Origin of the sequence: uncultured Flavonifractor sp., assembly GCF_944385615.1 — a bacterium.
Classification (GTDB): Bacteria; Bacillota; Clostridia; order Oscillospirales; family Oscillospiraceae; genus Flavonifractor.
Genome location: NZ_CALWXV010000033.1, coordinates 1 through 21,636, shown reverse-complemented (window position 1 = coordinate 21,636; position 21,636 = coordinate 1). Strand labels below are relative to the sequence as shown.

Genomic DNA, 21,636 nt, shown 5'->3' with positions numbered 1-21,636 from the left:
GCAAAGCAGACAACTGACAGGAGGAAACAGAAGATGGCAAATACAAACGCGCTGGGTATGGTGGAGACCAAGGGACTGGTGGGGGCCATTGAGGCCGCCGACGCCATGGTGAAGGCTGCCAATGTGCAGCTGGTGGGCAAGGAGCAGGTGGGCGGCGGTCTGGTGACCGTCATGGTCCGGGGGGACGTGGGGGCGGTGAACGCCGCTACCGACGCCGGCGCCGCCGCCGCCGAGAAGGTGGGGGAGCTGATCTCGGTCCACGTCATCCCCCGGCCCCACGCCGAGGTGGACCACATTCTCCCCCACGGGGGCGAGGGGCAGAGCGAGTAAATGGAGCTGCTCACCCGTGAGGACGTGCGCCGGATGTCGGACAACGGCACCCGGGGGCCGGTGGTGGTGGGCCGGGGTCAGAGATTGACCCCCGGTGCCCGGGACTGGCTGGCCGCCCACAAGATCCAGGCGGTGTATCCGGTGGGGGGAGATGCCCACAATGCTCCGTCGGACACCCCCCAGTACCAGACCCTGTTCGGCGCTGCCCTCAACGAAAAGCCGGAGCACATGACCCACCTGAAGGGCAATGTGCTGGTCTTCAAGGACCACCCCCGCATCGCCTTCCGAGGGATGATTGACGCCCTGGAGGGGGAGATCATGCTGGCCCAGCAGGCGGCGGTGAACACGCCCAAGCTGGTGGTCGAACTGGGGGAGGCCCTGGACCTGGTGCGGCGGCTCATCCGCTGCGACGTACTGGACGAGCCGGTGGGGGAGCTGAAGCTGTGCGGCTATGATGCCGGGCAGCTGCGGGAATACTCCCACTACCCCGACAAATATCTGGGCCAGCCCCATTTTCTGCCCGCCTACACCGACGGCCCCGCCCTGTTGGCGGTGAACAAGGTGCGCACTCTGGTCCGGCAGACCGAGCTGTCGGCCTACGCCGCCTTCAAGGATGCGGACGGAAACGTCACCCGGGGAGATATCATTCTGGCCCTGAACCGGCTGTCCTCTCTGATGTGGATCATGATGATAAAGCTAAAGGCGGGACAATATGAACACGCTTAATTTGATGAATATTGAGGCCCTGGCGGAGCAGATCGTCCGCCGTCTGACGGTGGAGGTGGAGGCCAGCGGCCGCCATGTCCACCTGAGCCGGGCCCATGTGGAGGCCCTCTTCGGTCCCGGCTTCCAGCTCACCCGGGTGAAGGACCTGTCCCAGCCGGGACAGTTTGTGTGCGCCCAGAGGGTGACCCTGGAGGGGCCCAAGGGCTCCATTCCCAATGTGGTGGTGCTGGGGCCCGAGCGGGGGGAGAGCCAGGTGGAAATCTCCCTCACCGACGGGGTGGCCCTGGGGGTAATTCCCCCGGTGCGGCTGTCGGGGGACATCCAGGGCACCCCCGGCATTACCCTGCGGTATGGGGACCGGGCGGTAACGCTGGACCATGGCCTTATTGCCGCCAAGCGGCACATTCACATGACCCCGGAGGACGCCGCCCGCTTTGGGGTGGAAAACGGCCAGGAAGTGCGTCTCCGGTGCCTCACCGGTCGGCCTCTGGTCTTTGAGGGGGTGGAGGCGCGGATCTCCCCCCAATTCAAAACCGCCGTCCACATTGACTACGACGAGGCCAACGCCTGTGGGTTCCAAAAAGGAGACAGAGGTTTGATTTTACCGTGAGGTTGGAGTGGCGGGGACGCACCCTGGTCATTACCTGGCTGCCGGTGGGGGCCATGGGGCGGCTGGCCGCCCTCTCCCCCGGCAGTCCGGGGGAGACCGAGGTGCTGGCCGCTCTGCTGGCGGGGGCCAAGGTGTGCCTGGAGCGGAAGGCGCTGGAATACCGGCTCTACCGCCGCACCGCCCTGCCGGGCATTTATCGCCGCTGCCTGGCCCTGGAACGGCAGCTGAGGGAGATGGGAATCTGTGTTGCTGGGACAGGTGGCCGGTAAGGTATGGGCCACAAAAAAAGCCCCCCGCCTCACCGGACAGACCTTTCTGACGGTGCGGGTGGGGGAAAGCCTGCTGGTGTGCGCCGACTGCGTGGGGGCGGGGGAGGGGGAGACCGTCCTCATCGCCTCCGGCGGAGCTGCCCGCATTGCCGCCGGGGCGGATATGCCGGTGGACGCCGCCATCATCGGTATTATTGACCCATAAGACTGTCGAAAAAACCTAAAGGTTTTTTTCGACAAAGAGCTGCATGACGAATGGGGTTCGATTTCTTGCGAAATAGTCACCCCATTCGTCATGAGAAGTGTCCTTTCCGAGGCGCATGTCCCCGGAAATGACAGATTGTGATTTGATTCCGCCGCCTGCGGGCGGCGGAACTCTGCGAGGCTTCCTTGTCGAGAGGTTTTCCGGCAGCCTCAAGGGGCGGCCTGTGCGCCGCCCCGTTTTAGGAAATGGAGGGACAGCTTTATGTCCATCAACGAGATCATCGTCTATCTGATGGTGCTCTTCATGGCCCTGGGGGCAATCGACCGCATTCTGGGCAACCGGTTTGGCCTTGGGGAAAAGTTTGAGGAGGGTATTCTGGCCATGGGCTCCCTGGCCCTGGCCATGGTGGGCATCATCTGTCTGGCCCCGGTGCTGGCCAACCTGCTGCGGCCGGTGGTGGTGCCCTTCTATCAGTTTTTGGGGGCCGACCCGGCCATGTTCGCCGGTACCATCCTGGCCAACGATATGGGGGGCGCCCCCCTGGCCCAGGAGCTGGCCCTCACCAAGGAGGCGGGGCAGTTCGGCGGCCTCATTGTAGGGGCCATGCTGGGGCCCACCATTGTCTTTACCATCCCCGTGGGGCTGGGCATTATCCGGGCCGAGGACCGGCCCGCTCTGGCCACCGGCGTGCTGGCGGGCGTCATCACCATCCCCATCGGCAGCTTGGTGGGGGGGCTGATCGCCGGGTTCCCCCTGATGATGGTGCTGCGCAACCTGCTGCCCATTGTGCTTTTTGCGGTGCTTATCGCCCTGGGGCTGGCCTTTGTGCCCGGAGGTATGGTCAAGGGCTTTCAGATTTTTGGAAAGATCATCGTTATCATCATCACTATCGGCCTGGCCGCTGCCATCATTGAGGCCCTCACCCCCCTGACCATCATCCCCGGCCTCAATCCCATCCACGACGGCATCTCCATCGTGGGGGATATCGCCATCGTACTGGCAGGGGCCTTCCCGCTGGTGTACGTCATTACCAAGGTATTCAAAAAGCCCCTGATGAAGCTGGGCAGCCTGCTGGGCATGAACGACGTGGCGGCGGCGGGGCTGGTGGCCACCCTGGCCAATAACATCCCCATGTTTCAGATGCTCCACGACATGGATCGGCGGGGCAAGATCATCAACGTGGCCTTTGCCGTGTCGGCGGCCTTTGTGTTTGGCGACCATCTGGGCTTTACCGCCGGGTTTGACTCCTCTATGATCTTCCCCATGATCGTGGGCAAGCTGGTGGGAGGCGTCACCGCCGTGGCGGTGGCCATGTTCCTCACCCGAAAGGAGCGCGGCAATGGATCATAAAAAGCTGGAAGAGATCATCCGCCAGGTGCTGCTGGAGCACCTGGGCGGGGGCGTGCAGGCGGTAAAGGTGCCTCAGCTGGCTGTCACCGAGGCCCACCGGATGGATACGGGTAATCCAGGGGACCGGGTGTATACCCGGGACCTGTTTACCCTGGAGCAGTCCCCCCGGCTGGGGGTGGGCATCATGGAGATGACCGACACCACCTTCCCCTGGACCCTGAACTATGACGAGATGGACTATGTGGTGGAGGGGCGGCTGGACGTACTGTGCAACGGCCGGAAGGCGTCCGCCGGGCCGGGGGAGGTCATCTATATTCCCAAGGGCAGCGAGATCCAATTTTCCGTCACCGGCCACGCCCGGTTCCTGTATTTCGTCTATCCCGCCGACTGGCAGAACCAGCAGTAAGGCATACCCTGGGACAAACCCGCATATATATCCCACAGCTACCGAAAACAGGCAGGAGTGTGGATGGATATGCAGACAGGATGGAACGAAAACCGGGCACTGCTCCGGGGCACCGCCGCGGCGGACCCGGTATGGTCCCATGAGACCCACGGCGTTGTATATGAAACCTTTCCCCTGACGGTCCTCCGGCTGTCCGGCTCGGAGGATACCATCAACGTGATTGTCCCAAAGGCCCTGCTGGCCGAGTGCCCGGTGGAGGCGGGGATGCCGGTGGAGGTGGAGGGGGAGGTGCGCTCCTTCAACAACAAGAGCGGTACCGGCAGCAAGCTGGTGATAACTCTCCACGCCAAAAGCCTCCGGCCGGGGGAGGGACCCAACGAAAACCGGCTCATCCTGGCCGGTGTGCTGTGCAAGCCGCCGATACTCCGGCGAACGCCTCTGGGCCGGGAGATCTGTGATCTGATGCTGGCGGTAAACCGCCGGTATGGCCGGGCGGACTATCTGCCCTGCATCTCCTGGGGGGCGCTGGCCCGGTGCTGCGGCGAGCTGGAGGTGGGGGACGGGGTACGGCTGGAGGGACGGCTCCAGAGCCGGGCCTACACCAAGCTGGAAAACGGTCAGAGCCGCCAGCGCACCGCCTTTGAGGTATCGGTGATGCGGCTGGAGGGGGTGGAGTGCTGACTTGGGCCTTAACAGGATGGAACAAAAGCGGACGCTGCAGAGATGCGGCGTCCGCTTTTGTCACAGGGGGATGATGAAATTTCATACTTTTCTTTTTGCCCAAAGCTTTTATACTGTACTTATCCAAGCTGCGGGGCTGCTTATCCCAACCTTGCGCATATCGGATCAAACGTAAGAAGGAGCGAAGAGAATGGAACAGAAAAAACAGTCCCTCGCCAGTCGGATCCCACCAAAGGTCTGGCTGCTCATCTCTTTTGCGGCAGCCATGTTGCTGTGGTACATCCTGTCCGTCATTCCCACCACCGCCCGGGCCTTCCCCAATGTGGTCGTCACCATCCAGGGTTTGATGACCATGGTGGAGCGGGGTGTGTTCTGGCAGGACCTGAGCAGCAGCTTGATCTCCGTGGTCCTGGGCTATGTCATCGGCTTTATCATCGCCCTGCCCATGGCTATTCTGATGGCCTGGTATGTGCCGGTGCGCAACATCATTGAGCCCTGGATTCAGTTCATCCGCAACATTCCCCCCCTGGCCTATGTGCCTCTGATCGTGATCTGCGCCGGCGTGGGCCGGCGTCCCCAGGTGATCGTTATCACCATCGCCTGCTTCCTCATCATGTGCGTGACCATCTATCAGGGCGTCATCAACGTGGACGAGACCCTCATCAAGGCCGCCCGGGTACTGGGCGCCACCGACCGGGACATCTTCATCCGGGTCATCACCCCCGCCACCCTGCCCTTCATCCTTACCGCTGTGCGGCTGGGCGCCTCGGTGGCCCTGACCACCCTGATCGCAGCCGAATCCACCGGCGCCATCGCCGGCTTGGGCATGCGTATCCGGTCCCTGAACAACAGCTTTGACTCGGCCCCCATGCTGGCCTACGTCATCATCATCGGTATCATCGGCATCACGGTAGAAAAAATCATTAAATTCTTGGAAAGGAAGCTGACGGGATGGCAGGAGAAGAGAGAAATCTGATCGTCAAGATCGATAACGTCCGCAAGGTATACAACACCCGCAACGGCGAGATGGTGGCTCTCAATGGAGTGGACCTGGACATCTATGAAAACGAGTTTATCTGCGTGGTAGGCCCCTCCGGCTGCGGCAAGTCCACCCTGCTGAACATCATCGCCGGCCTCCACGAGGCCACCTCCGGCGCCGTCTACTGCAAGGGCAAGAAGGTCACCGGCACCGGCACCGAGCGGGGCGTGGTTTTCCAGCAGTACGCCCTGTTCCCCTGGCTGACCGTGAAGAAGAACGTCATGTTCGCCTTGGAAATGAAGGGCATCAAGGGTAAGCAGGCTGAGGACGAGGCCATGAAGTATCTAGCCAAGGTGGACCTGACCAAGTTTGCCGACCACTATCCCAAGGAACTCTCCGGCGGCATGAAGCAGCGCGTAGCCATCGCCCGTGCCTACGCCGCCAACCCTGAGGTGCTGCTGATGGACGAGCCCTTCGGCGCGCTGGACGCCCAGACCCGTACCCAGCTCCAGACCGAGCTGCTGGAGACCTGGGAGAAGGACAGGAAGACCTGCTTCTTTATCACCCACGACGTGGAGGAGGCCATCATCCTGGCCCAGAAGGTCATCATCATGTCCGCCCGGCCCGGCCGGATCAAGTCCATCGTCAACATTGACATTCCCTATCCCAGAAACCAGGAGACCAAGATGACCCCCCGGTTCCTGGAGCTGAAGAACGAGATCTGGAGCCAGGTCTATCAGGAGTACCTGGAGGTACGTAAGTAAGATTGGAACGGCCTGTGCCGTTGCAATAGAACCAAAAGAGGAAAAGAACCCACAAACCATGAAATAGGAGGAATGAATGTGAAAAAGTTTCTTGCCATGCTCCTGACTGTGACCATGCTGGGCGGCGCCCTGGCGGGCTGCGGCGGCGATACCGCCAACGGCGGCAGCGCCAACACCCCCACCGGCGGCACTGAGACCACCAGCGGCAACAGCGAGACCCCAAACACCAGCGTTGAGACCGTTGACATCAACATCGGCTATATGCCCAACTACGGCGGCCTGTGGAGCCTGATGACCGCCAAGGAGAAGGGCTTCTTCGAGGAGGAGGGCCTGAACGTCACCCTCACCCAGTTTGAGGACGGCCCCACCATCATCGCCGCCATGGAGAACGGCTCCGTCAACTTCGGCTACATCGGCCAGGGCGCCCATAAGCTGTGCGTCCAGGGTAACGCCACCATCATTGCTCTGTCCCACATCTCCAACGGCGACGCCCTCATCGGCGGCCCCGGCATCACCACCGTGGAGGATCTGAAGGGCAAGACCGTGGCCTACTCCTCCGGTACCTCCAGCGAGGACATCCTGCGTAACTCCCTGACCGCTCACGGCATGACCATGGACGACATCACCCCCATGGACATGGATGCTGCCTCCGTGGTGACCGCCATGCTGTCCGGCGGCGTGGATGCCTGCGCCACCTGGTCCCCCAACAGCCTGACCATCCTGGATCAGATGAGCGACGCTACCAAGCTGACCGATAACCTGACCTTTGCCGACACCACCGTGTCCCTGGCCAGCTGGATTGCTACTCCCAGTTACCTGGAGGCCAACCATGACGTGGCCGTCCGCTTTGTCCGCGCTCTGTTCAAGGCTATGGACTACGCCGCTGACGAGCATCAGGACGAGGTGGCCCAGTGGTGTGCCACTCAGGCTGCTCTGGACTACGACACCATGTACAATCAGCGCGGCGACGCCGACTGGCTCACCGGCAAGGAAGTGGTGGACGGCGTGGCCGACGGCACCGTCAAGGGCTACTACGAGCTGCAGCAGAAGAACCTGCTGGACGGCGGTTCCATCACCGAGGGCGATGTGTGCCCCGTGGAGAATTACGTGGACTTCGACGTTATGACCGAGGCCGGCAACTATTGATGTGACCCCAGGAGGGGCGGCGGCGGAACACCGCCGCCGCCCCTTTCCTCTGTGTGAACGCCACCGTTTACAAAGCTCTCACTTCCCGGTACAATAGACAACAGAAACCGGAGAAAGGGGAGGCGGCGCCATGCTTTTGCTGCTGTCTGTGGGACTGCTCATGGGCTCCATTTTGGTGCTGTGCGTCAAAAAGAACTGGGAGTCCCTGCTGCTGTCCGGGCTGTGCCTCAGCCTAACGGTCTATTTTGTGGGCCTGATGATCTTCATCGCCAAAAAGGGCGGACTGTCCCAGGAGGTCATGAATTTCCTGTTTTTCAGCCGGGAGATCCGGGCCTGGGTGCAGTACCGCTTCATCACCCTGGGACAGCTGGGGTATATCGTGGCCCTGGGCCGCTACCTGTTCCCGCTGTTTCTGGTGGAGCTTGCCTTTCAGTACTCCATGCTCTCAGCCCTGCGGAAGGCCCCTTTGGCCCGCAGGCTGGCGCTGATCCTGCCCGGGGCATCCCTGGTGCTCTACTACCCCGACGTCTACCGCAGGCTGGTGGGGGTGCTGCCGCAGGCCAAAGATATACTGGTGCAGTTTTCCTATGTGTGGGTGCTGTGCTATGTGGCCCTGGCGGTGGTGCTGCTGGTGGTGGAATACTGCTCCACGACCATGCACTTCTCCCGGCGGAAATTTCTGCCCATCGTCATCTCTCTGGTGGCTCTGGCCACCCTGTATGTACTCTATTGCGGACAGGACCCGGGGCAGATCTACCGCTTTTACAGCTACGACTACACCTGGATCAAAGGTGTGGGTTATCTCCAGTTTGCCCTTAGCGTGGGGGGTTATATCGTCCTGGTGGCGGTCAACGTGGTATGCGGTATTCTGGGTCTGGGCAGCCTGCTGCGCTATACCCAGACCAGTTTTACCAGCGACCGGGACGAGGTGGTGCTGGAGCGCAAATTCGACGTGGCCCGCACCGGCGCGTCGGTCTTTGTCCACAGCATCAAAAACCAGCTGCTGGCCAACCGGGTGCTCTATAAGCGCATCCGGGCCGAGCTGCAAAAGGAGGAGCCCGACCTGGAGCGGGTCCGGGGCTATGCCGACAGCCTGTATGAGAACAACGAGCTGCTCATCGGCCGCTCGGAGGAGCTCTACCGCACGGTCAAGGCCAAGTCGGTGCGGCTGGTGCCGGTCAAGCTGGGGCGGTTACAGGAGATCACCATTGATCGCTTCCGCAAAAAGTACCCGGATGGCCGGGTGCGGGCGGGCATGGACCAGGAGCTCCAGGTGCTGGCCGATGAAAATTACCTCAGCGAGGCTTTGTACAATCTGCTTACCAACGCCTGGGAGGCCACCATTGGCTATGAGGAGGCAAGGCCGGTGGAGCTGCTGAGCCACCAGGAGCGGCTGTACACCGTCCTGGAGGTGAAGGACCATGGGCCGGGCATCCAACCGGAGGAGCTCAAGCATATCTTTGAGCCCTTCTATTCCAGCAAAAATTCCAATTTTAACTGGGGCATGGGACTTTACCATGTCCGTACCATCGTGCGCAGCCACTTAGGCTCCCTCCGGGTGGAGAACCGGCAGGAGGGAGGGGCGTCCTTCTTTATTCTGCTGCCCCGCTATGGTACCGCCCGTCGGGGGCAGGAAAGGAAACAGCATGATTCGCATTTTGGTCGCCGAGGACTTTGACCTGATCCGGGAGGATCTGTGCGACGTCCTCAATCAGCAGGAGGATATCACCGTGGTGGGCAGCGCCGCCAGCGGCAAGGAGATCGAGGCCCTGGCCGCGGAGACCGACTTTGACCTGATTCTCATGGACATTGAGATGGAGACCACCACCGCCGGTATCCACGCCACCGAGCATATTCTGGAGAAAAAGCCGGAGGCCAAGGTCCTCTTTCTCACCGCCCACGAGACCGACAACATGATCCTTACCTCCATGGGCGCGGGGGCGGTGGACTATATCGTCAAGGGCTGTGAGGATGAAGAACTGCTCCAGCACATCCGCAGCGCCTACGCCGGGCAGGCCATGCTGGACGGCAAGATCCAGAACCTGCTGCTCAAGGAGTACTCCCGCCTGCGCACCTCGGAGCGTTCCCTGCTCTTCTTCATCAGCACCGTCTCCCAGCTTACCGCCGCCGAGCGGGACTTGGTGCGGCTGCTGCTGGAGGGAAAGAAGATCAAGGAGATCGCCGCCCAGCGGTGCGTGGAGGTGGTCACAGTAAAAACCCAGATCAAGAGCCTGCTGCGCAAGTTTGGCTGTACCCGCACCAAAGAGATTGTGGACACCATCCGGGATTTGAATGTGTCCCATCTCTTTTGACCCTACCGTTACAGAACCAGGATAGAAAGGAAGATCCACATGGACTATTATCACATTTCCGCCCAGGACCTGGGCAAGGACGCCAAGATTCCCGTGGTCAAGCTGGGAGATTCCGGCGAGGTGTTCTATGAGATCGCCATGGAGATGGTCAACACCATCAAGGCCCACAACGAGAAGGGGGAGAAGACCGTTTTCATCTGCCCCGTGGGCCCGGTGGGACAGTATCCTATCTTTGTCCGGCTGGTAAACCGGGACCGGATCAGCCTGAAAAACTGCTGGTTCATCAACATGGACGAGTATCTCAACGACGACGACACCTATATCGACAAGGAAAGCCCCCTGTCCTTCCGGGGCTTCATGGAGCGCACCGTGTACACCAAGGTGGACCCCGAGCTGCTCATGCCCCCCGAGCAGCGGGTCTTCCCCGACCCCGCCGACCCCGGCAAGGTGGACCGGCTCATTGAGGAGCTGGGCGGGGTGGACATCGCCTTCGGCGGCATCGGCATCAACGGCCATCTGGCCTTCAACGAGTCCCGGGAGGATATGACCGCCGAGGAGTTTGCCGCCCAGGGCACCCGGGCTCTGTCCCTCAACCCGGAGACCCGCACCGCCAACGCCATCGGCGACCGCTGCGGCGCCATCGACGCCATGCCCCACCGTGCCGTCACCATTGGCATCAAGCAGATCCTGGGGGCCCGCAAGGTCCGCCTGGGCGTGTTCCGGGAGTGGCACCGCTCGGTGGTCCGTCAGGCCGCCTACGGCGAGGTGACCGCCCATTTCCCCGCCAGCCTGCTGCAAAATCACCCCGACGCCATCATTTTCACCAATTCCCTGGCCGCCGGTCAGCCCTTCTGAGGTAGCACATGAAAAAGACGCTCTTTACCAATGGCCGGGTCTATCTGGACGGCCGGTTCCAGGAGACCGACCTGCTGGTGCAGGACGGCCGTATCGCCGGGTTTGGCGGTAAGGCTGACCAGGTGGTGGATCTGGACGGCAAACGGCTCATACCTGGTTTTCTGGACCTGCACACCCACGGCGGCGACGGGGTGGACGTAAACGCCGCCACCGCCGAGGACCTGGCCAAGATCGGCCGGTTCTTTGCCCGCCACGGTACCACCGGCTGGCTGTGCTCCATCCTCACCGACACCCCGGAGCAGACTTTGTGGTGCATCGACCAGGCCAAGGCCGCTATGGCCGCCCCCATCACCGGGGCGGGCCTGATGGGCATCCACCTGGAGGGCCCCTTCCTGTCGGTGGAGTACAAGGGAGCCATGCCGGAGCACCTGCTGCAAAAGGGGAATGCAGAGCTTTTCCGCAAGTACCAGCAGGCCGCCGACGGGGCGGTGCGCTACATCACCGTCTCCCCCGAGGTGGAGGGGGTGGTGGACATGATCGGTGAGATCGCCGGTCATGTCACCGTGGCCATCGGCCACTCCGGCGCCGACTATGAGACGGCCTGCGCCGCCATCGACGCGGGGGCCGCCTGCTGTACCCACACCTTCAACGCCATGGGCCTGTTCCACCAGCACCGCCCCGGCATCATGGGAGCGGTCCTGGAGCGGCCCGTCATGTGCGAGGCCATCTGTGACGGCCGCCACCTCCACCCCGGCTCTGTGCGGATGCTGCTGGCCTGCAAAGGCTATGACAAGGTGGTGGCGGTGACCGATTCCATCCAGGCCGCCGGTCTGCCCGACGGGCACTATAAGCTGGGTGTCAATGACGTGGTGGTGGAGGACGGCGACGCCAAACTGGCCTCCAACGGCGTTCGGGCCGGGTCCACCCTCACCACCGGACAGGCTTTGAAGAACCTGGTGAAGTTCACCGGGGAGGATGTGGAAACCGTGCTCCCCCTGTTGACCAGCAATCCTGCCCGCCTTATCGGCATGGACCACCGGAAGGGCTCCATTGCCCCCGGCAAGGACGCCGATCTGGTGGTTTTGGATGATGAATTGAATGTAACTGCAACCTATGTGGCGGGCCAATGTGTGTTCGCCGCCGAGAAATAAGGAGGAAATTACTATGCCGCTGGTACCCCTGAGACCTTTGATGGAAGCTGCTGAGAAGTATAACTACGCCCAGGGCGCGTTTAACGTCAACGCCGTGGCCCAGGCCAAGGCCGTCATCGAGATGCACGAGACCTTCCGCTCTCCCGCTATTTTGCAGGGCGCCGACCTGGCCAACGCCTTCATGGGCGGCCGTGTGGACTTTGCCAACGGCACTCTGGAGGACAAGAAGAAGGGCGCCCGCAACATCGCCAACGCCGTGAAGAAGTACGGCGAGCACTCCCCCATCCCCGTGGTGCTCCACCTGGACCACGGCAAGAACTTTGACTCCTGCGTGGCCGCCATCGAGGGCGGTTATACCTCCGTCATGATCGATGGCTCCTCCCTGCCTCTGGAGCAGAACATTGAGCTCACCCGCGAGGTGGTCAAGTACGCCCACGCCCGGGGCGTGTCCGTGGAGGGCGAGCTGGGCGTATTGGGCGGCCAGGAGGACCACGTTTTTGCCGCCACCTCCACCTACACCAACCCCCTGGACGCGGTGGAGTTCATCCAGAAGACCGAGGTGGACGCCCTGGCCATCTCTTACGGCACCCAGCACGGCGCCAACAAGGGTAAGGACGCCAAGCTCCGCCGGGAGATCCCCATCGCCATCAAGGAGTGCATCAACCGCCTTGGCATCTTCTGCGCCCTGGTGTCCCACGGCTCCTCCACCGTGCCCCAGTACATCGTCCAGGAGATCAACGGCCTGGGCGGCGACATTCAGAACGCCTACGGCATCAACGTGGACGAGCTGATCGCCGCCATCCCCTGCGGCATCCGCAAGATCAACGTGGACACCGACATCCGTCTGGCTGTCACCCGCAACATGAAGGAGCTCTTCGCCCAGCAGCCCGCCCTTCAGAAGAGCCCCTCCATCGGCGGGGTGTACGCTCTGCTGGAGGAGAAGAAGTCCGCCTTTGACCCCCGTGTGTTCTTCCCGCCCATCATGGACACTGTCCTCACCGGCAATGTGCCCGACGACGACGTGGCCCTGCTGATGAGCCGTGTGGAGGCCGGCGTGAAGGAGGCCGTGGGCTCCCTGATCGTCAACTTCGGCTCCTACGGCCGGGCTCCTCTGGTGGAGCAGAAGTCCCTGGAGGACATGATCGACTTCTACAAGAAGTAAGGAGTGGCGGGAATGAAGCATCTGTATCTGAATCTGAAGCGGTTTGACGTGCCTGTGGAGTTTGGCGGCGTCAACCGCATCGCCCCGGTGGCTGACTGGGGCAAGTATATCGTGGAGCACACCCAGGAGGGCCTGAAGAAGTACGACCCCGCTGAGGCGGAGTTTGTCCAGTACTTCCCCGAGGCCCACATCCTGGGGGCGGTGGCTGCCCGCTGTGAGAACAGCCCCGTCCAGGTGGGCTCCCAGAGCGTCTACCGTATGAATACCGCTGTGGGCGGCAACTTCGGCGCCTTCACCACCAACCGCCCCGCCTCCATTGTCAAGGCCATGGGGTGTACTTCCACCATCATTGGCCACTGTGAGGAGCGCAACGACAAGATGGGCGTGCTGGCCGAGGCGGGCGTTACCGACACCGCCGCCGTCAACCGCCTGCTGAACCAGGAGATCAAGCTGGCCATTGAGCAGGGCCTCACCGTCCTCTACTGCATCGGCGAGAAGAGCGAGGAGCAGGAGCAGTGGCAGCAGGTGCTGGGCGACCAGCTGAAGATCGGCCTGGACGGGGTGGACACCTCTAAGGTGGTCATCGCCTACGAGCCTATCTGGTCCATCGGCCCCGGCAAGACCCCCGCCGACAAGCCCTATATCACCAAGATCGCCAAGTTTGTCAAGGAGCAGACCGGCGGCCTGGACGTGGTGTACGGCGGCGGGCTGAAGGTGGACAACGCCGAAATGCTGGCCTCCATCGACGAGATCGACGGCGGCCTCATCGCCCTCACCCGCTTCCAGGGGGAGATCGGCTTCTACCCCGACGAGTACCTGGAGATCATCAAGACTTATCTTGGAAAATAAGGAGACAGCCCATGAAGCTTGAGTTTGAATATGGCAACGGCCTGATGAGCGCCAACCTGCCCGACAACACCGACGTGTTCATCCCCGGTACCACCGTGCCCGATCCCCCCTGCCTGCCCCAGGACTGGGACAGCCTGTACAACGCCACCCTGGAGTCCATCCGCAACCCCATGGGCATGAAGCCCCTGAAGGAGCTGGCCGGCCCCGGCAAGACCGTGGTGTTCGTTATCCCCGACATCGTCAAGGGCGGCTGCCAGCCCACCGCCCACCGGAAGGTGTCCATCCGGGCCTGCCTGGACGAGCTGTACGCCGCCGGGGTGGACAAGAAGGATATCCTCTTCATGTTCTCCAACGGCCTGCACCCCCGCGCCACTGTGTCCGAGATGAAGCAGATCTTGGGGGATGACCTCTTCAACGAGTTCTATTACACCCATCAGATCACCAGCCACGACTCTGAAGACTACGACCACATGGTGGACCTGGGCACCACCGACCGGGGTGATCCGGTGCTGATGAACAAGTACGTCTTTGACTGCGACCTGCCCATCCTCATCGGCCACACCCAGGGCAACCCCTACGGCGGCTACTCCGGCGGCTACAAGCACTGCGCCACCGGCATCACCCACTGGCGGAGCATCGCCAGCCACCACGTCCCCGACGTGATGCACCGGCCCGACTTCACCCCCGTGTCCGGCCACTCCCTGATGCGTACCAAGTTTGACGAGATCGGTATGCTGATGGAGGAGAAGATGGGCCACCCCTTCTTCTGCTGCGACGCGGTGCTGGATACCTACTCCCGCCAGATCGCCATCTACTCCGGCTACGCCAAGGTGATGCAGCCCGAGTCCTGGAAGCTGGCCAACAAGCGCACCTATGTACCCTTCGCCGAGAAGAAGTACGACGTGATGGTGTTCGGTATGCCTCAGAACTTCCACTATGGCAACGGCATGGGCACCAACCCCATCCAGATGATGCAGGCTCTGTCCGCCCAGGTCATCCGCCACAAGCGGGTGATGAAGGAAAACTGCGTCATCATCTGCTCCTCCATCTGCAACGGCTACTTCCATGACGAGCGGTGGCCCTACCTGCGGGAGCTGTATGAGATGTTCCAGCACGACTATATGAACATCCTGCCCGATATGAACCGGTACGGCGAATACTTCGCCACCAATGAGGAGTATATCCGCAAGTACCGCTTTGCCAACGCCTTCCACCCCTTCCACGGCTTCTCCATGATGAGCTGCGGCCACATCGCCGAGATGAACACCTCCGCCATCTATATCGTGGGTGCCCAGGAGCCCGGCATCGCCCGTGGCATGGGCCTCAAGACCCGGGCCACCTTCGAGGAGGCTTTGGAGGACGCCAAGCGGAAGTTTGTGGGCGAAAACCCCAACATCCTGGCTCTGCCCCAGACCTTCAAGCTGGGCGCCGTCCATCTGTGCATGAAGGACGACGACCTGAGCAACGTGTAAGGAGGGGTTGGTATGCTGAAAGGAAATATGCTCATCGCCCACGGCGGCGGCCCCACCCCGGTCATCAACAGCTCCCTGCTGGGGGCGGTCCGGGAGGCCAAGACTCATGGCGAGATCGAGACCATCTACGGCGCCCGCTTCGGCGCTGAGGGTATTCTGGCCGGGGATCTGATCGACCTGGGCAAGTTTGGCGACGAGGACCTGGCCCTGCTGGCCAAGACCCCCGCCTCCGCCCTGGGCTCCTGCCGCCGCAAGCTCACCGACGCCGACTATCCCGCCGTGCTGGAGTGCTTCAAGAAGTTCAACATCCGTTACTTCTTCTACAACGGCGGCAACGACTCCATGGATACCTGCAACAAGATCTATCAGCTCTCGGTCCAGACCGGCTATGAGCTGCGGGTCATCGGTATCCCCAAGACCATCGACAACGACCTGGACGTCACCGACCACTGCCCCGGCTTCGGCTCCGCCGCCAAGTACGCCGCTGTCTCCGCTCTGGAGCTGGCTCAAGACGCCTCCGCTCTGCCCATCCATGTGGTGGTGATGGAGCTGATGGGCCGCAACGCTGGCTGGATCACCGCCGCTTCCGCTCTGTACGCCGATTTGATGCCCTGTGAGCATCTGGTGTACCTGCCTGAGGTGGCCTTTGACAAGGAGAAATTCCTCTCCGCGGTCAAGGAAAAGTTTGCTAAGGGGAAGGGCCTGCTGGTCACTATCTCCGAGGGCATCCACTATGCCGACGGCTCTCCCGTGGCCGACTCCGGCGTGGTGGACGGCTTCGGCCACAAGGTGCCCGGCGGCGCCGCTCAGGCCCTCAGCGACATGATTATGCAGGAGACCGGCCTGAAGTCCCGGTCTGAGAAGCCTGGCCTGCTGGGCCGGGTCAGCGTGGCACTCATGTCCGAAATCGACCAGAAGGAGGCCGAGAAGGCCGGAGCCTGCGCCGTCCGCTCCGCTGTGGAGGGCAAGACCGGCTTTATGGTGGGCTTTGAGACCACCCGTGCGCCCTATTCCTCCAAGACCTGCCTCATTCCGCTGGAGAAGGTGGCCAACGCCGAGAAGAAATTCCCCCTGGAGTGGATCGGCGACGACGGCGCCAGCATCAAGCCGGAGTTCAAGGCCTACTGTGAGCCCCTGCTGGGGGACTACGACAGCCGGTTTATCTCTCTGCGGTAAGCCGCCATGCAGATCCTGTTTAACTTTCTCGTCGCTATTCTGGCCACCACCATCGGCGGCATCAGCGGGGTAGGGGGCGGCGTCATCATCAAGCCGGTGATGGACGCCGTGTCCGGCCTGCCGGTAGCCACCATCAGCTTTCTGTCCGGCTGTACCGTGCTGGCCATGACCATCACCTCTATGGTGCGCAGCATCGGCGGCGAGGTGAAGGTGGAGCCCCGGCGGGGCACGCTGCTGGCCATCGGCGCCGCCGTGGGCGGCATTGTGGGCAAGCAGCTGTTTGACTTGGTGAAGGACGCCGGCGGCTCCGCCGTCTCGGTGGCCCAGCAGGTGCTGATGATCCTGCTGACCCTGGGCGTGCTGGCCTACACCCTGAACCGGCCCCGCATCCGTACCCTGAACGTGAAAAACGGGGCGGCCTGCGTGGTGATCGGCCTGGCCCTGGGGGTGCTGTCCTCCTTCCTGGGCATCGGCGGCGGTCCTATCAATCTGGCGGTGCTCTACTATTTCTTCTCCATGGACTCCAAGACCGCCGCCCTCAACTCCCTGTACGTCATCCTCTTTTCTCAGGGAGCCAGCTTCCTGAACACCCTCATTGGGCAGACTGTGCCCGAATTTGAGTGGCCCGTCTTGATTGTGATGATGGTGGGCGGCGTGGTGGGCGGCACCGTTGGCCGCAGCCTCAGCCGCCGTATGGACAACAAGGCGGTGGACAAGCTGTTCTTCTGGCTGCTCCTGGTCATCACCGGCATCAGCGTTTATAATCTGGTCCGGTGCTTTGTGTAACATAGCGTTCTTCTCCTCTTTTTCATAGAGGCCTGTGCCGGGATTTTCCTGGGGCGGGCCTCCTGTTTTTGCCTCAAAATCCATGTCAACATTTGGCCCGGCCCATTCCCTTGACTCTGGAGTAAGTCATGGTATAATACCAAACCAGTATGGATTTTGCACAAAGAAAGTGGTCCATATTTAGTAACTTTGACGCAATCTGGAGGAAATTACCCATGCAAGCAAAAAAACCACTGGCCCTGCTGCTGTCCCTGTCCATGGGGCTGTCTATGGGCACTCCCGCTCTGGCCGCCGCCCGGCAGGATCAGCTGCCCGATGTGGCCCAGAGCTGGGCGGCAGATTCCATCCACCGCTGGCTGGAGGCCGGCCTGGTGGAGGGGAACGACCAGGGGCTGTTCCGGCCGGCCGCCAATCTGACCCGGGGAGAGCTGGCTACCATTTTTGTCCGGCTGCTGGGCCTGACTGAGCAGGCGGAGAACCGGTACGCCGACCTGAAGGGGGACGAGTGGTACGCCGACGCCATCCTGAAGTGTACCGCCGCCGGAATCCTGGAAGGGGACGGGGAAAACTGCAACGCTACCCAGACCATCACCCGGCAGGAGACCATGGTCATGTTTGCCCGGGCCATGGGAGTGCGGGCGGACAGCGACCCCGACCTGAGCCGGTTTACCGACGGGGCCCAGGCGGCGGATTGGTCGGCGGGCTATCTGTCGGTGCTGACCCAGATGGGCATCCTCAGCGGAGTGGAGGACGGCTCCCGGCTGGCCCCTCTGGGCTCCATTGACCGGGCCTCCACCATGGCCCTGCTGGATAAGGCCATCGAAAGTTACATCACCGGCTCCGACCAGGTGAAGCTTGCAGACGGAAACCGCTTTGTGGTGGTCAATGCCGGCGCCAGCCGTAGCGGCAGCCAGGTGGAAGTGTCTGGTGAGACCGCCGGTCTGGTGGTGGCCCCCGGCAGTACCGGGACCAAGCTCACCGCCCAAGACCTGAGCGTGGGAACCGTCCAGGTGGATGCGCCGGTGGACCTGACTCTGGCGGGGGAGACCCGGGCGGAGTATCTGGCCCTCAATGCCGCCGCCCGGCTGGCTCTGGAGGAGCAGGCCAAGGTGAATGCGCTTACGGTCAACGCCGCCGCTCAGGTGGACAACCAGGGCACCATCGACGCTGCCCAGGTGAATGTGGGCGGCGTGGTGCTGGAGGGCAACCTCCCCGGCAGCCTGGAGGTAGCCGACGGAGTGACCGGCCCCACCGACAGCGAGGGCAACCCCGTGGGCGGAGAGGAGGAGAAGTCCGGCCCCGCCATTACCCAGGTGGCCGAAGAGGACGGTAAGGTAACCATTCACTTTGACCAGGCCCTCTACACCATGGAGGACGGCCAGCTCACCAAACTGAGCAGTGGAGCGTTGCAGTCCGACAGCTATACCATTTCCGGCGACGTCAAGATTACCGATCTGCAGGTGGACAACGAGGAAGCGTTTGTGTGGACCGTTACCTTTACCGACGCCAAGCTGGGAGACGGTGTGCGCTCCAACAAGGCCATCTATGACGCCGAGGGCAACTGTGCCGGTTATCTGACCGCTCGCCGCCAGGTGGCCCTGAAGGACGACGAGGGCCGTACCCCCCATTATGTGTGGGCTGTGTCCTTTGAGGAGGAGGCGGAGGCCGACATTGCTGCCCCTGTGCTGGACAAGGAGGGGGTCAAGCTGGAGGGCAACGACCACACCCTGACCCTCACCGTGCCGGTGTCCGACAACGGACCTTTGGCCTTTTTGGAGATCGACCACAGCCTGGAGGACAGTTTCCCCGAGTTCACCGTGGAGGCCAAAAGCTACACCTATCTGGACGAGGACAGCGGCCTGGGCTATACCAGTGTGTTTACCGACACCCTGGGGGAGCAGAAGTGGGAGATTACCCTGAATCCCACCGCCTCCGCCCTGCTGCGGCAGGCCGCCGACGGCAGCCCCGTTACCTTCTACTTTGCCGGAAAGGATCAGGCGGGCAACCAGTTTGGTTCCATGTATTTTGTGGAGGAGAGCATGACGGTGGCCGATGTGGCCGTGCCTCTGGACGAGACCGCGCCCACCGTAGCGGGCTTTGAGATCGACGGAAAGCCTGTGAGCGATGGCGCCACCGTGAACTTTGACGAGGGGGCGGAGTTTACCACCCTGACCGTCATCATGAGCGAGGCGGTGGAGGCCGGGGACGAGCCGCTGAAGATCACCATTGACGGCCACAAGTTTGGCACCTTTGTCATTGACGAGAAGGACGCCGCCAAGCTCCACATTACGGTCACCAACCACAACGGCAACAAGTATGTGGAGGGCACCTACCAATTCGACCTGGCCGCCGGGACCCTGAAGGATGCCGCCGGCAATGAGAACGAGGAGCTGTCCTACACCATCCACTTTACCAAAAATCCCGCCGTGTAAGCGGCACAAAGCCCCCTTCTTCCCGATACACTGGGAAGAGGGGGGCTTTTGATGGAAGATATGGCCTTACAAAGAGAGCGCAAAACGGCAGACCGTTCCCTGTTCTTTTTATCGGTGCTGCTGGGGGCGATCTGCTTGTTCTGGCTGGCCCTGGACAAACAGCGCAGGGGCTTATATGAGACGGGGAAGGCCCCTGATGTTACCGGCCTGCGGCTGGAGAGCTCGGTGCTGGTGGTGGTGGCCCTGGGCTGGTTCTTTTGCCTGGCGGTCAAAGGCAGGGAGGAGGGCCGGAGCGGGGCGGTGAATTTCTGGGCCTCCCTGCTGGTGCTGCTGGCCGCCCTGCTGCGGCTGTGGGATTTGAGAGAGGGATAAAAAACGGCCGTGCTGATCCAGCACGGCCGTTTGCCATGTTAAAAGGTGGCGTCCTCTGTCTTGATATCCTTGGCGAAAAAGGTATAGGTGCCGGTGGCCACCGTCTGGCCCTGGTCATTGGTGAGCATGGCGTCATAGACCAGAATGGTCTTGCCCAGCTTTTTGGGGATGGCATGGCAGTGGATATAGCTGCCGGTGCCTGGGGCCAAATACTGCATATTGCAGTCCAGGGTAACGCACACCCTGCCGCAGGTAAAGGCGGCGCAGCCCGCCACCGTGTCCGCCAGAGTCACCAAGGCTCCGCCGTGGACGATGCCCATGGGATTCAGGGTCTCGGGGCGGATGGTCAGACGGCCCTCCGCCTCCCGGCCCTCGATCCGGGTGATGGTCACGCCGCTGTGGGTGGCGAACCGGCCGGGGCGGTTGACCACCTCCAACAACTCACTGTAAGAATCCATCCAGAATCTTCTCCTCCGCCTCCTGCTCGGTGAGGCCCAGAGTCATCAGCTTGAGGATCTGATCCCCGGCGATGCGACCGATGGCGGCCTCGTGGATGAGCTGGGCGTCCACATGGTTGGCGGCGATGGCGGGGATAGAGGAGATCTTGGCGTTGCCCATGATGATGGAGTCGCACTGAACATGACCGAAGCATTTGGTATTGCCGGTCATCTTGGGGTAGAACACCTGGACCGAATGGTCTTGGGCCACCGAACGGGAGATGACCCGGCCGGTGGCGTCCTCGCCGTCCAGAATGATCTCCATATCGCTCTCGGCGGTCTGCTGGCCGTGGGTGAGCAGCTTTTCGGTGATAACGGCCTCCGCCCCCTTGCCCACCACGATGCGGGTCTCCCGTTTGGTGGAGTCCACGCCCCGGATCTGGGTGGACTCCATATTCAGGGAGGCCCCCTCCTCCAGGTAGACCACGGTCTGGGGGTTCATGATCCGTTTGCCGGTGCCCTCGCCCTCGCCGTAGTGGCGCTCCACATAGCGGACCTTGGAGTTTTTGCCGATGTGGAAGGTGTGGACGCCGTCGTGCTGGCTGGTCTCACAGCCGGTGTTGTGGATGCCGCAGCCGGCCACGATGTCCACGTCGCAGTCGTCCCCGATGAAAAAGTCGTTGTATACCAGCTCGGAAAGGCCAGTCTGGCTGATGATGACCGGGATGTGGACCGACTGGCCCTTGGTGCCCGGCTTGACGGTGATGTCGATGCCCGACTTGCCCGGCTCGGTCTTGGTGGTGATCTCAATGTTGGCGGTGCTGTTGCGGGAATCCAGCTGGCCGTTGCGGCGGATGTTGTAGGCCCCCTGGGGGGTCTTTTCCAGGTCCGCGATCTCCTTGAGGAGCTTCCATTCCGCTTGATCCATGTTATTTCGCTCCTTCCGACAGATAACTGCAAGAGGTCCTGGTGTTGGCCAGGATCTGGGGAAAAATCTCATCCTTGGGGCCATGCTTCTGGATCTGGCCGTCGGCGATCATGATGATCTCGTCGGCCAGGTCGATGATGCGCTCCTGGTGGGAGATGACGATGAGGGTGGCCTCCCGCTTCTGGTGGATGAGCTTGAAGGTCTCGGTGAGCTTGGCGAAGGACCACAGGTCGATGCC

The 21,636-nt window shown here is 62.0% G+C and carries 24 protein-coding genes and 1 pseudogene; 22 read left to right on the top strand and 3 right to left on the bottom strand.

Annotated features, from left to right (window positions below):
* Positions 1-33 precede the first annotated feature (33 nt).
* The 22 genes from eutM (at position 34) to Q0J75_RS09165 (ending at position 20,033) form a co-directional block, all read left to right on the top strand.
* Positions 34-330 (top strand): ethanolamine utilization microcompartment protein EutM, encoded by a 297-nt coding sequence (gene eutM / locus Q0J75_RS09270; protein WP_130870878.1) that lies wholly within the window; start codon positions 34-36, stop codon positions 328-330.
* Positions 331-1,056: an ATP-binding protein gene (locus Q0J75_RS09265; protein ID WP_297200040.1), complete on the top strand. Its 726-nt coding sequence runs from the start codon at positions 331-333 to the stop codon at positions 1,054-1,056.
* The gene (locus tag Q0J75_RS09260) at positions 1,043-1,666 is read left to right on the top strand and encodes a phosphate propanoyltransferase (RefSeq protein WP_297200037.1); all 624 of its coding nucleotides are present in this window, start codon (positions 1,043-1,045) and stop codon (positions 1,664-1,666) included. Before Q0J75_RS09265 ends, Q0J75_RS09260 begins: the two co-directional genes overlap by 14 nt.
* Positions 1,663-1,935 (top strand): hypothetical protein, encoded by a 273-nt coding sequence (locus Q0J75_RS09255; RefSeq protein ID WP_297200033.1) that lies wholly within the window; start codon positions 1,663-1,665, stop codon positions 1,933-1,935. The genes Q0J75_RS09260 and Q0J75_RS09255 overlap by 4 nt, the downstream gene beginning before the upstream one ends.
* Positions 1,910-2,140, top strand: a complete 231-nt coding sequence (locus Q0J75_RS09250; RefSeq protein ID WP_297200030.1) for a EutN/CcmL family microcompartment protein — start codon at positions 1,910-1,912, stop codon at positions 2,138-2,140. The genes Q0J75_RS09255 and Q0J75_RS09250 overlap by 26 nt, the downstream gene beginning before the upstream one ends.
* A gap of 261 nt (positions 2,141-2,401) precedes the next feature.
* Complete coding sequence (eutH, locus tag Q0J75_RS09245) at positions 2,402-3,490, top strand: ethanolamine utilization protein EutH (RefSeq protein WP_297200026.1); 1,089 nt, start codon at positions 2,402-2,404, stop codon at positions 3,488-3,490.
* Positions 3,480-3,896, top strand: coding sequence for a cupin domain-containing protein (locus Q0J75_RS09240; RefSeq protein WP_297200024.1), 417 nt, complete (start codon positions 3,480-3,482; stop codon positions 3,894-3,896). The genes eutH and Q0J75_RS09240 overlap by 11 nt, the downstream gene beginning before the upstream one ends.
* Positions 3,897-3,965: 69 nt before the next feature.
* A complete protein-coding gene (locus Q0J75_RS09235) occupies positions 3,966-4,577 on the top strand; it encodes a single-stranded DNA-binding protein (RefSeq protein WP_297200021.1) in 612 nt (203 codons plus the stop codon).
* Between the two features lie 190 nt (positions 4,578-4,767).
* Positions 4,768-5,553 carry an ABC transporter permease gene (locus tag Q0J75_RS09230; RefSeq protein ID WP_297200018.1) on the top strand — a complete coding sequence of 262 codons (786 nt, stop codon included), beginning with the start codon at positions 4,768-4,770 and terminating at the stop codon, positions 5,551-5,553.
* Positions 5,529-6,320: an ABC transporter ATP-binding protein gene (locus tag Q0J75_RS09225; RefSeq protein WP_297200016.1), complete on the top strand. Its 792-nt coding sequence runs from the start codon at positions 5,529-5,531 to the stop codon at positions 6,318-6,320. Before Q0J75_RS09230 ends, Q0J75_RS09225 begins: the two co-directional genes overlap by 25 nt.
* A 78-nt stretch (positions 6,321-6,398) precedes the next feature.
* Positions 6,399-7,466 carry an ABC transporter substrate-binding protein gene (locus tag Q0J75_RS09220; protein ID WP_297200013.1) on the top strand — a complete coding sequence of 356 codons (1,068 nt, stop codon included), beginning with the start codon at positions 6,399-6,401 and terminating at the stop codon, positions 7,464-7,466.
* Between the two features lie 130 nt (positions 7,467-7,596).
* A complete protein-coding gene (locus Q0J75_RS09215) occupies positions 7,597-9,144 on the top strand; it encodes a sensor histidine kinase (RefSeq protein ID WP_297200010.1) in 1,548 nt (515 codons plus the stop codon).
* On the top strand, positions 9,113-9,778 hold the full coding sequence (locus Q0J75_RS09210) for a response regulator transcription factor (protein ID WP_297200007.1): 666 nt from the start codon (positions 9,113-9,115) through the stop codon (positions 9,776-9,778). Before Q0J75_RS09215 ends, Q0J75_RS09210 begins: the two co-directional genes overlap by 32 nt.
* Before the next feature lie 39 nt (positions 9,779-9,817).
* Entirely contained in the window at positions 9,818-10,633 is an 816-nt protein-coding gene (locus Q0J75_RS09205) for a glucosamine-6-phosphate isomerase (RefSeq protein ID WP_297200004.1), read from the top strand.
* An 8-nt stretch (positions 10,634-10,641) separates the two neighbouring features.
* Positions 10,642-11,784: an N-acetylglucosamine-6-phosphate deacetylase gene (gene nagA / locus Q0J75_RS09200; RefSeq protein WP_297200001.1), complete on the top strand. Its 1,143-nt coding sequence runs from the start codon at positions 10,642-10,644 to the stop codon at positions 11,782-11,784.
* A 13-nt stretch (positions 11,785-11,797) separates the two neighbouring features.
* Positions 11,798-12,946 carry a class II fructose-bisphosphate aldolase gene (locus tag Q0J75_RS09195; RefSeq protein WP_297199998.1) on the top strand — a complete coding sequence of 383 codons (1,149 nt, stop codon included), beginning with the start codon at positions 11,798-11,800 and terminating at the stop codon, positions 12,944-12,946.
* Positions 12,947-12,958: 12 nt separating this feature from the next.
* Positions 12,959-13,795 (top strand): triose-phosphate isomerase, encoded by an 837-nt coding sequence (locus Q0J75_RS09190; protein WP_297199995.1) that lies wholly within the window; start codon positions 12,959-12,961, stop codon positions 13,793-13,795.
* Between the two features lie 11 nt (positions 13,796-13,806).
* Complete coding sequence (locus Q0J75_RS09185; protein WP_297199992.1) at positions 13,807-15,267, top strand: lactate racemase domain-containing protein; 1,461 nt, start codon at positions 13,807-13,809, stop codon at positions 15,265-15,267.
* A 12-nt stretch (positions 15,268-15,279) separates the two neighbouring features.
* Positions 15,280-16,443 (top strand): 6-phosphofructokinase, encoded by a 1,164-nt coding sequence (locus Q0J75_RS09180; RefSeq protein WP_297199987.1) that lies wholly within the window; start codon positions 15,280-15,282, stop codon positions 16,441-16,443.
* 6 nt (positions 16,444-16,449) lie between these two features.
* On the top strand, positions 16,450-17,229 hold the full coding sequence (locus Q0J75_RS09175; protein WP_297199984.1) for a sulfite exporter TauE/SafE family protein: 780 nt from the start codon (positions 16,450-16,452) through the stop codon (positions 17,227-17,229).
* A gap of 215 nt (positions 17,230-17,444) precedes the next feature.
* Positions 17,445-19,661 (top strand): S-layer homology domain-containing protein, encoded by a 2,217-nt coding sequence (locus Q0J75_RS09170; RefSeq protein ID WP_297199980.1) that lies wholly within the window; start codon positions 17,445-17,447, stop codon positions 19,659-19,661.
* 51 nt (positions 19,662-19,712) lie between these two features.
* Entirely contained in the window at positions 19,713-20,033 is a 321-nt protein-coding gene (locus Q0J75_RS09165) for a hypothetical protein (protein WP_297199977.1), read from the top strand.
* 38 nt (positions 20,034-20,071) lie between these two features.
* Here Q0J75_RS09165 and Q0J75_RS09160 read toward each other — a convergent pair whose 3' ends face one another.
* The 3 genes and pseudogenes from Q0J75_RS09160 to Q0J75_RS09150 all read right to left on the bottom strand — a co-directional run.
* A complete protein-coding gene (locus Q0J75_RS09160) occupies positions 20,072-20,491 on the bottom strand; it encodes a PaaI family thioesterase (RefSeq protein WP_297199974.1) in 420 nt (139 codons plus the stop codon).
* Positions 20,475-21,398, bottom strand: coding sequence for a SufB/SufD family protein (locus Q0J75_RS09155; protein ID WP_297199971.1), 924 nt, complete (start codon positions 21,396-21,398; stop codon positions 20,475-20,477). The genes Q0J75_RS09160 and Q0J75_RS09155 overlap by 17 nt, the downstream gene beginning before the upstream one ends.
* 1 nt (position 21,399) lies before the next feature.
* Positions 21,400-21,636 (bottom strand): annotated as a pseudogene (locus Q0J75_RS09150) (ABC transporter ATP-binding protein); the annotation flags it as partial.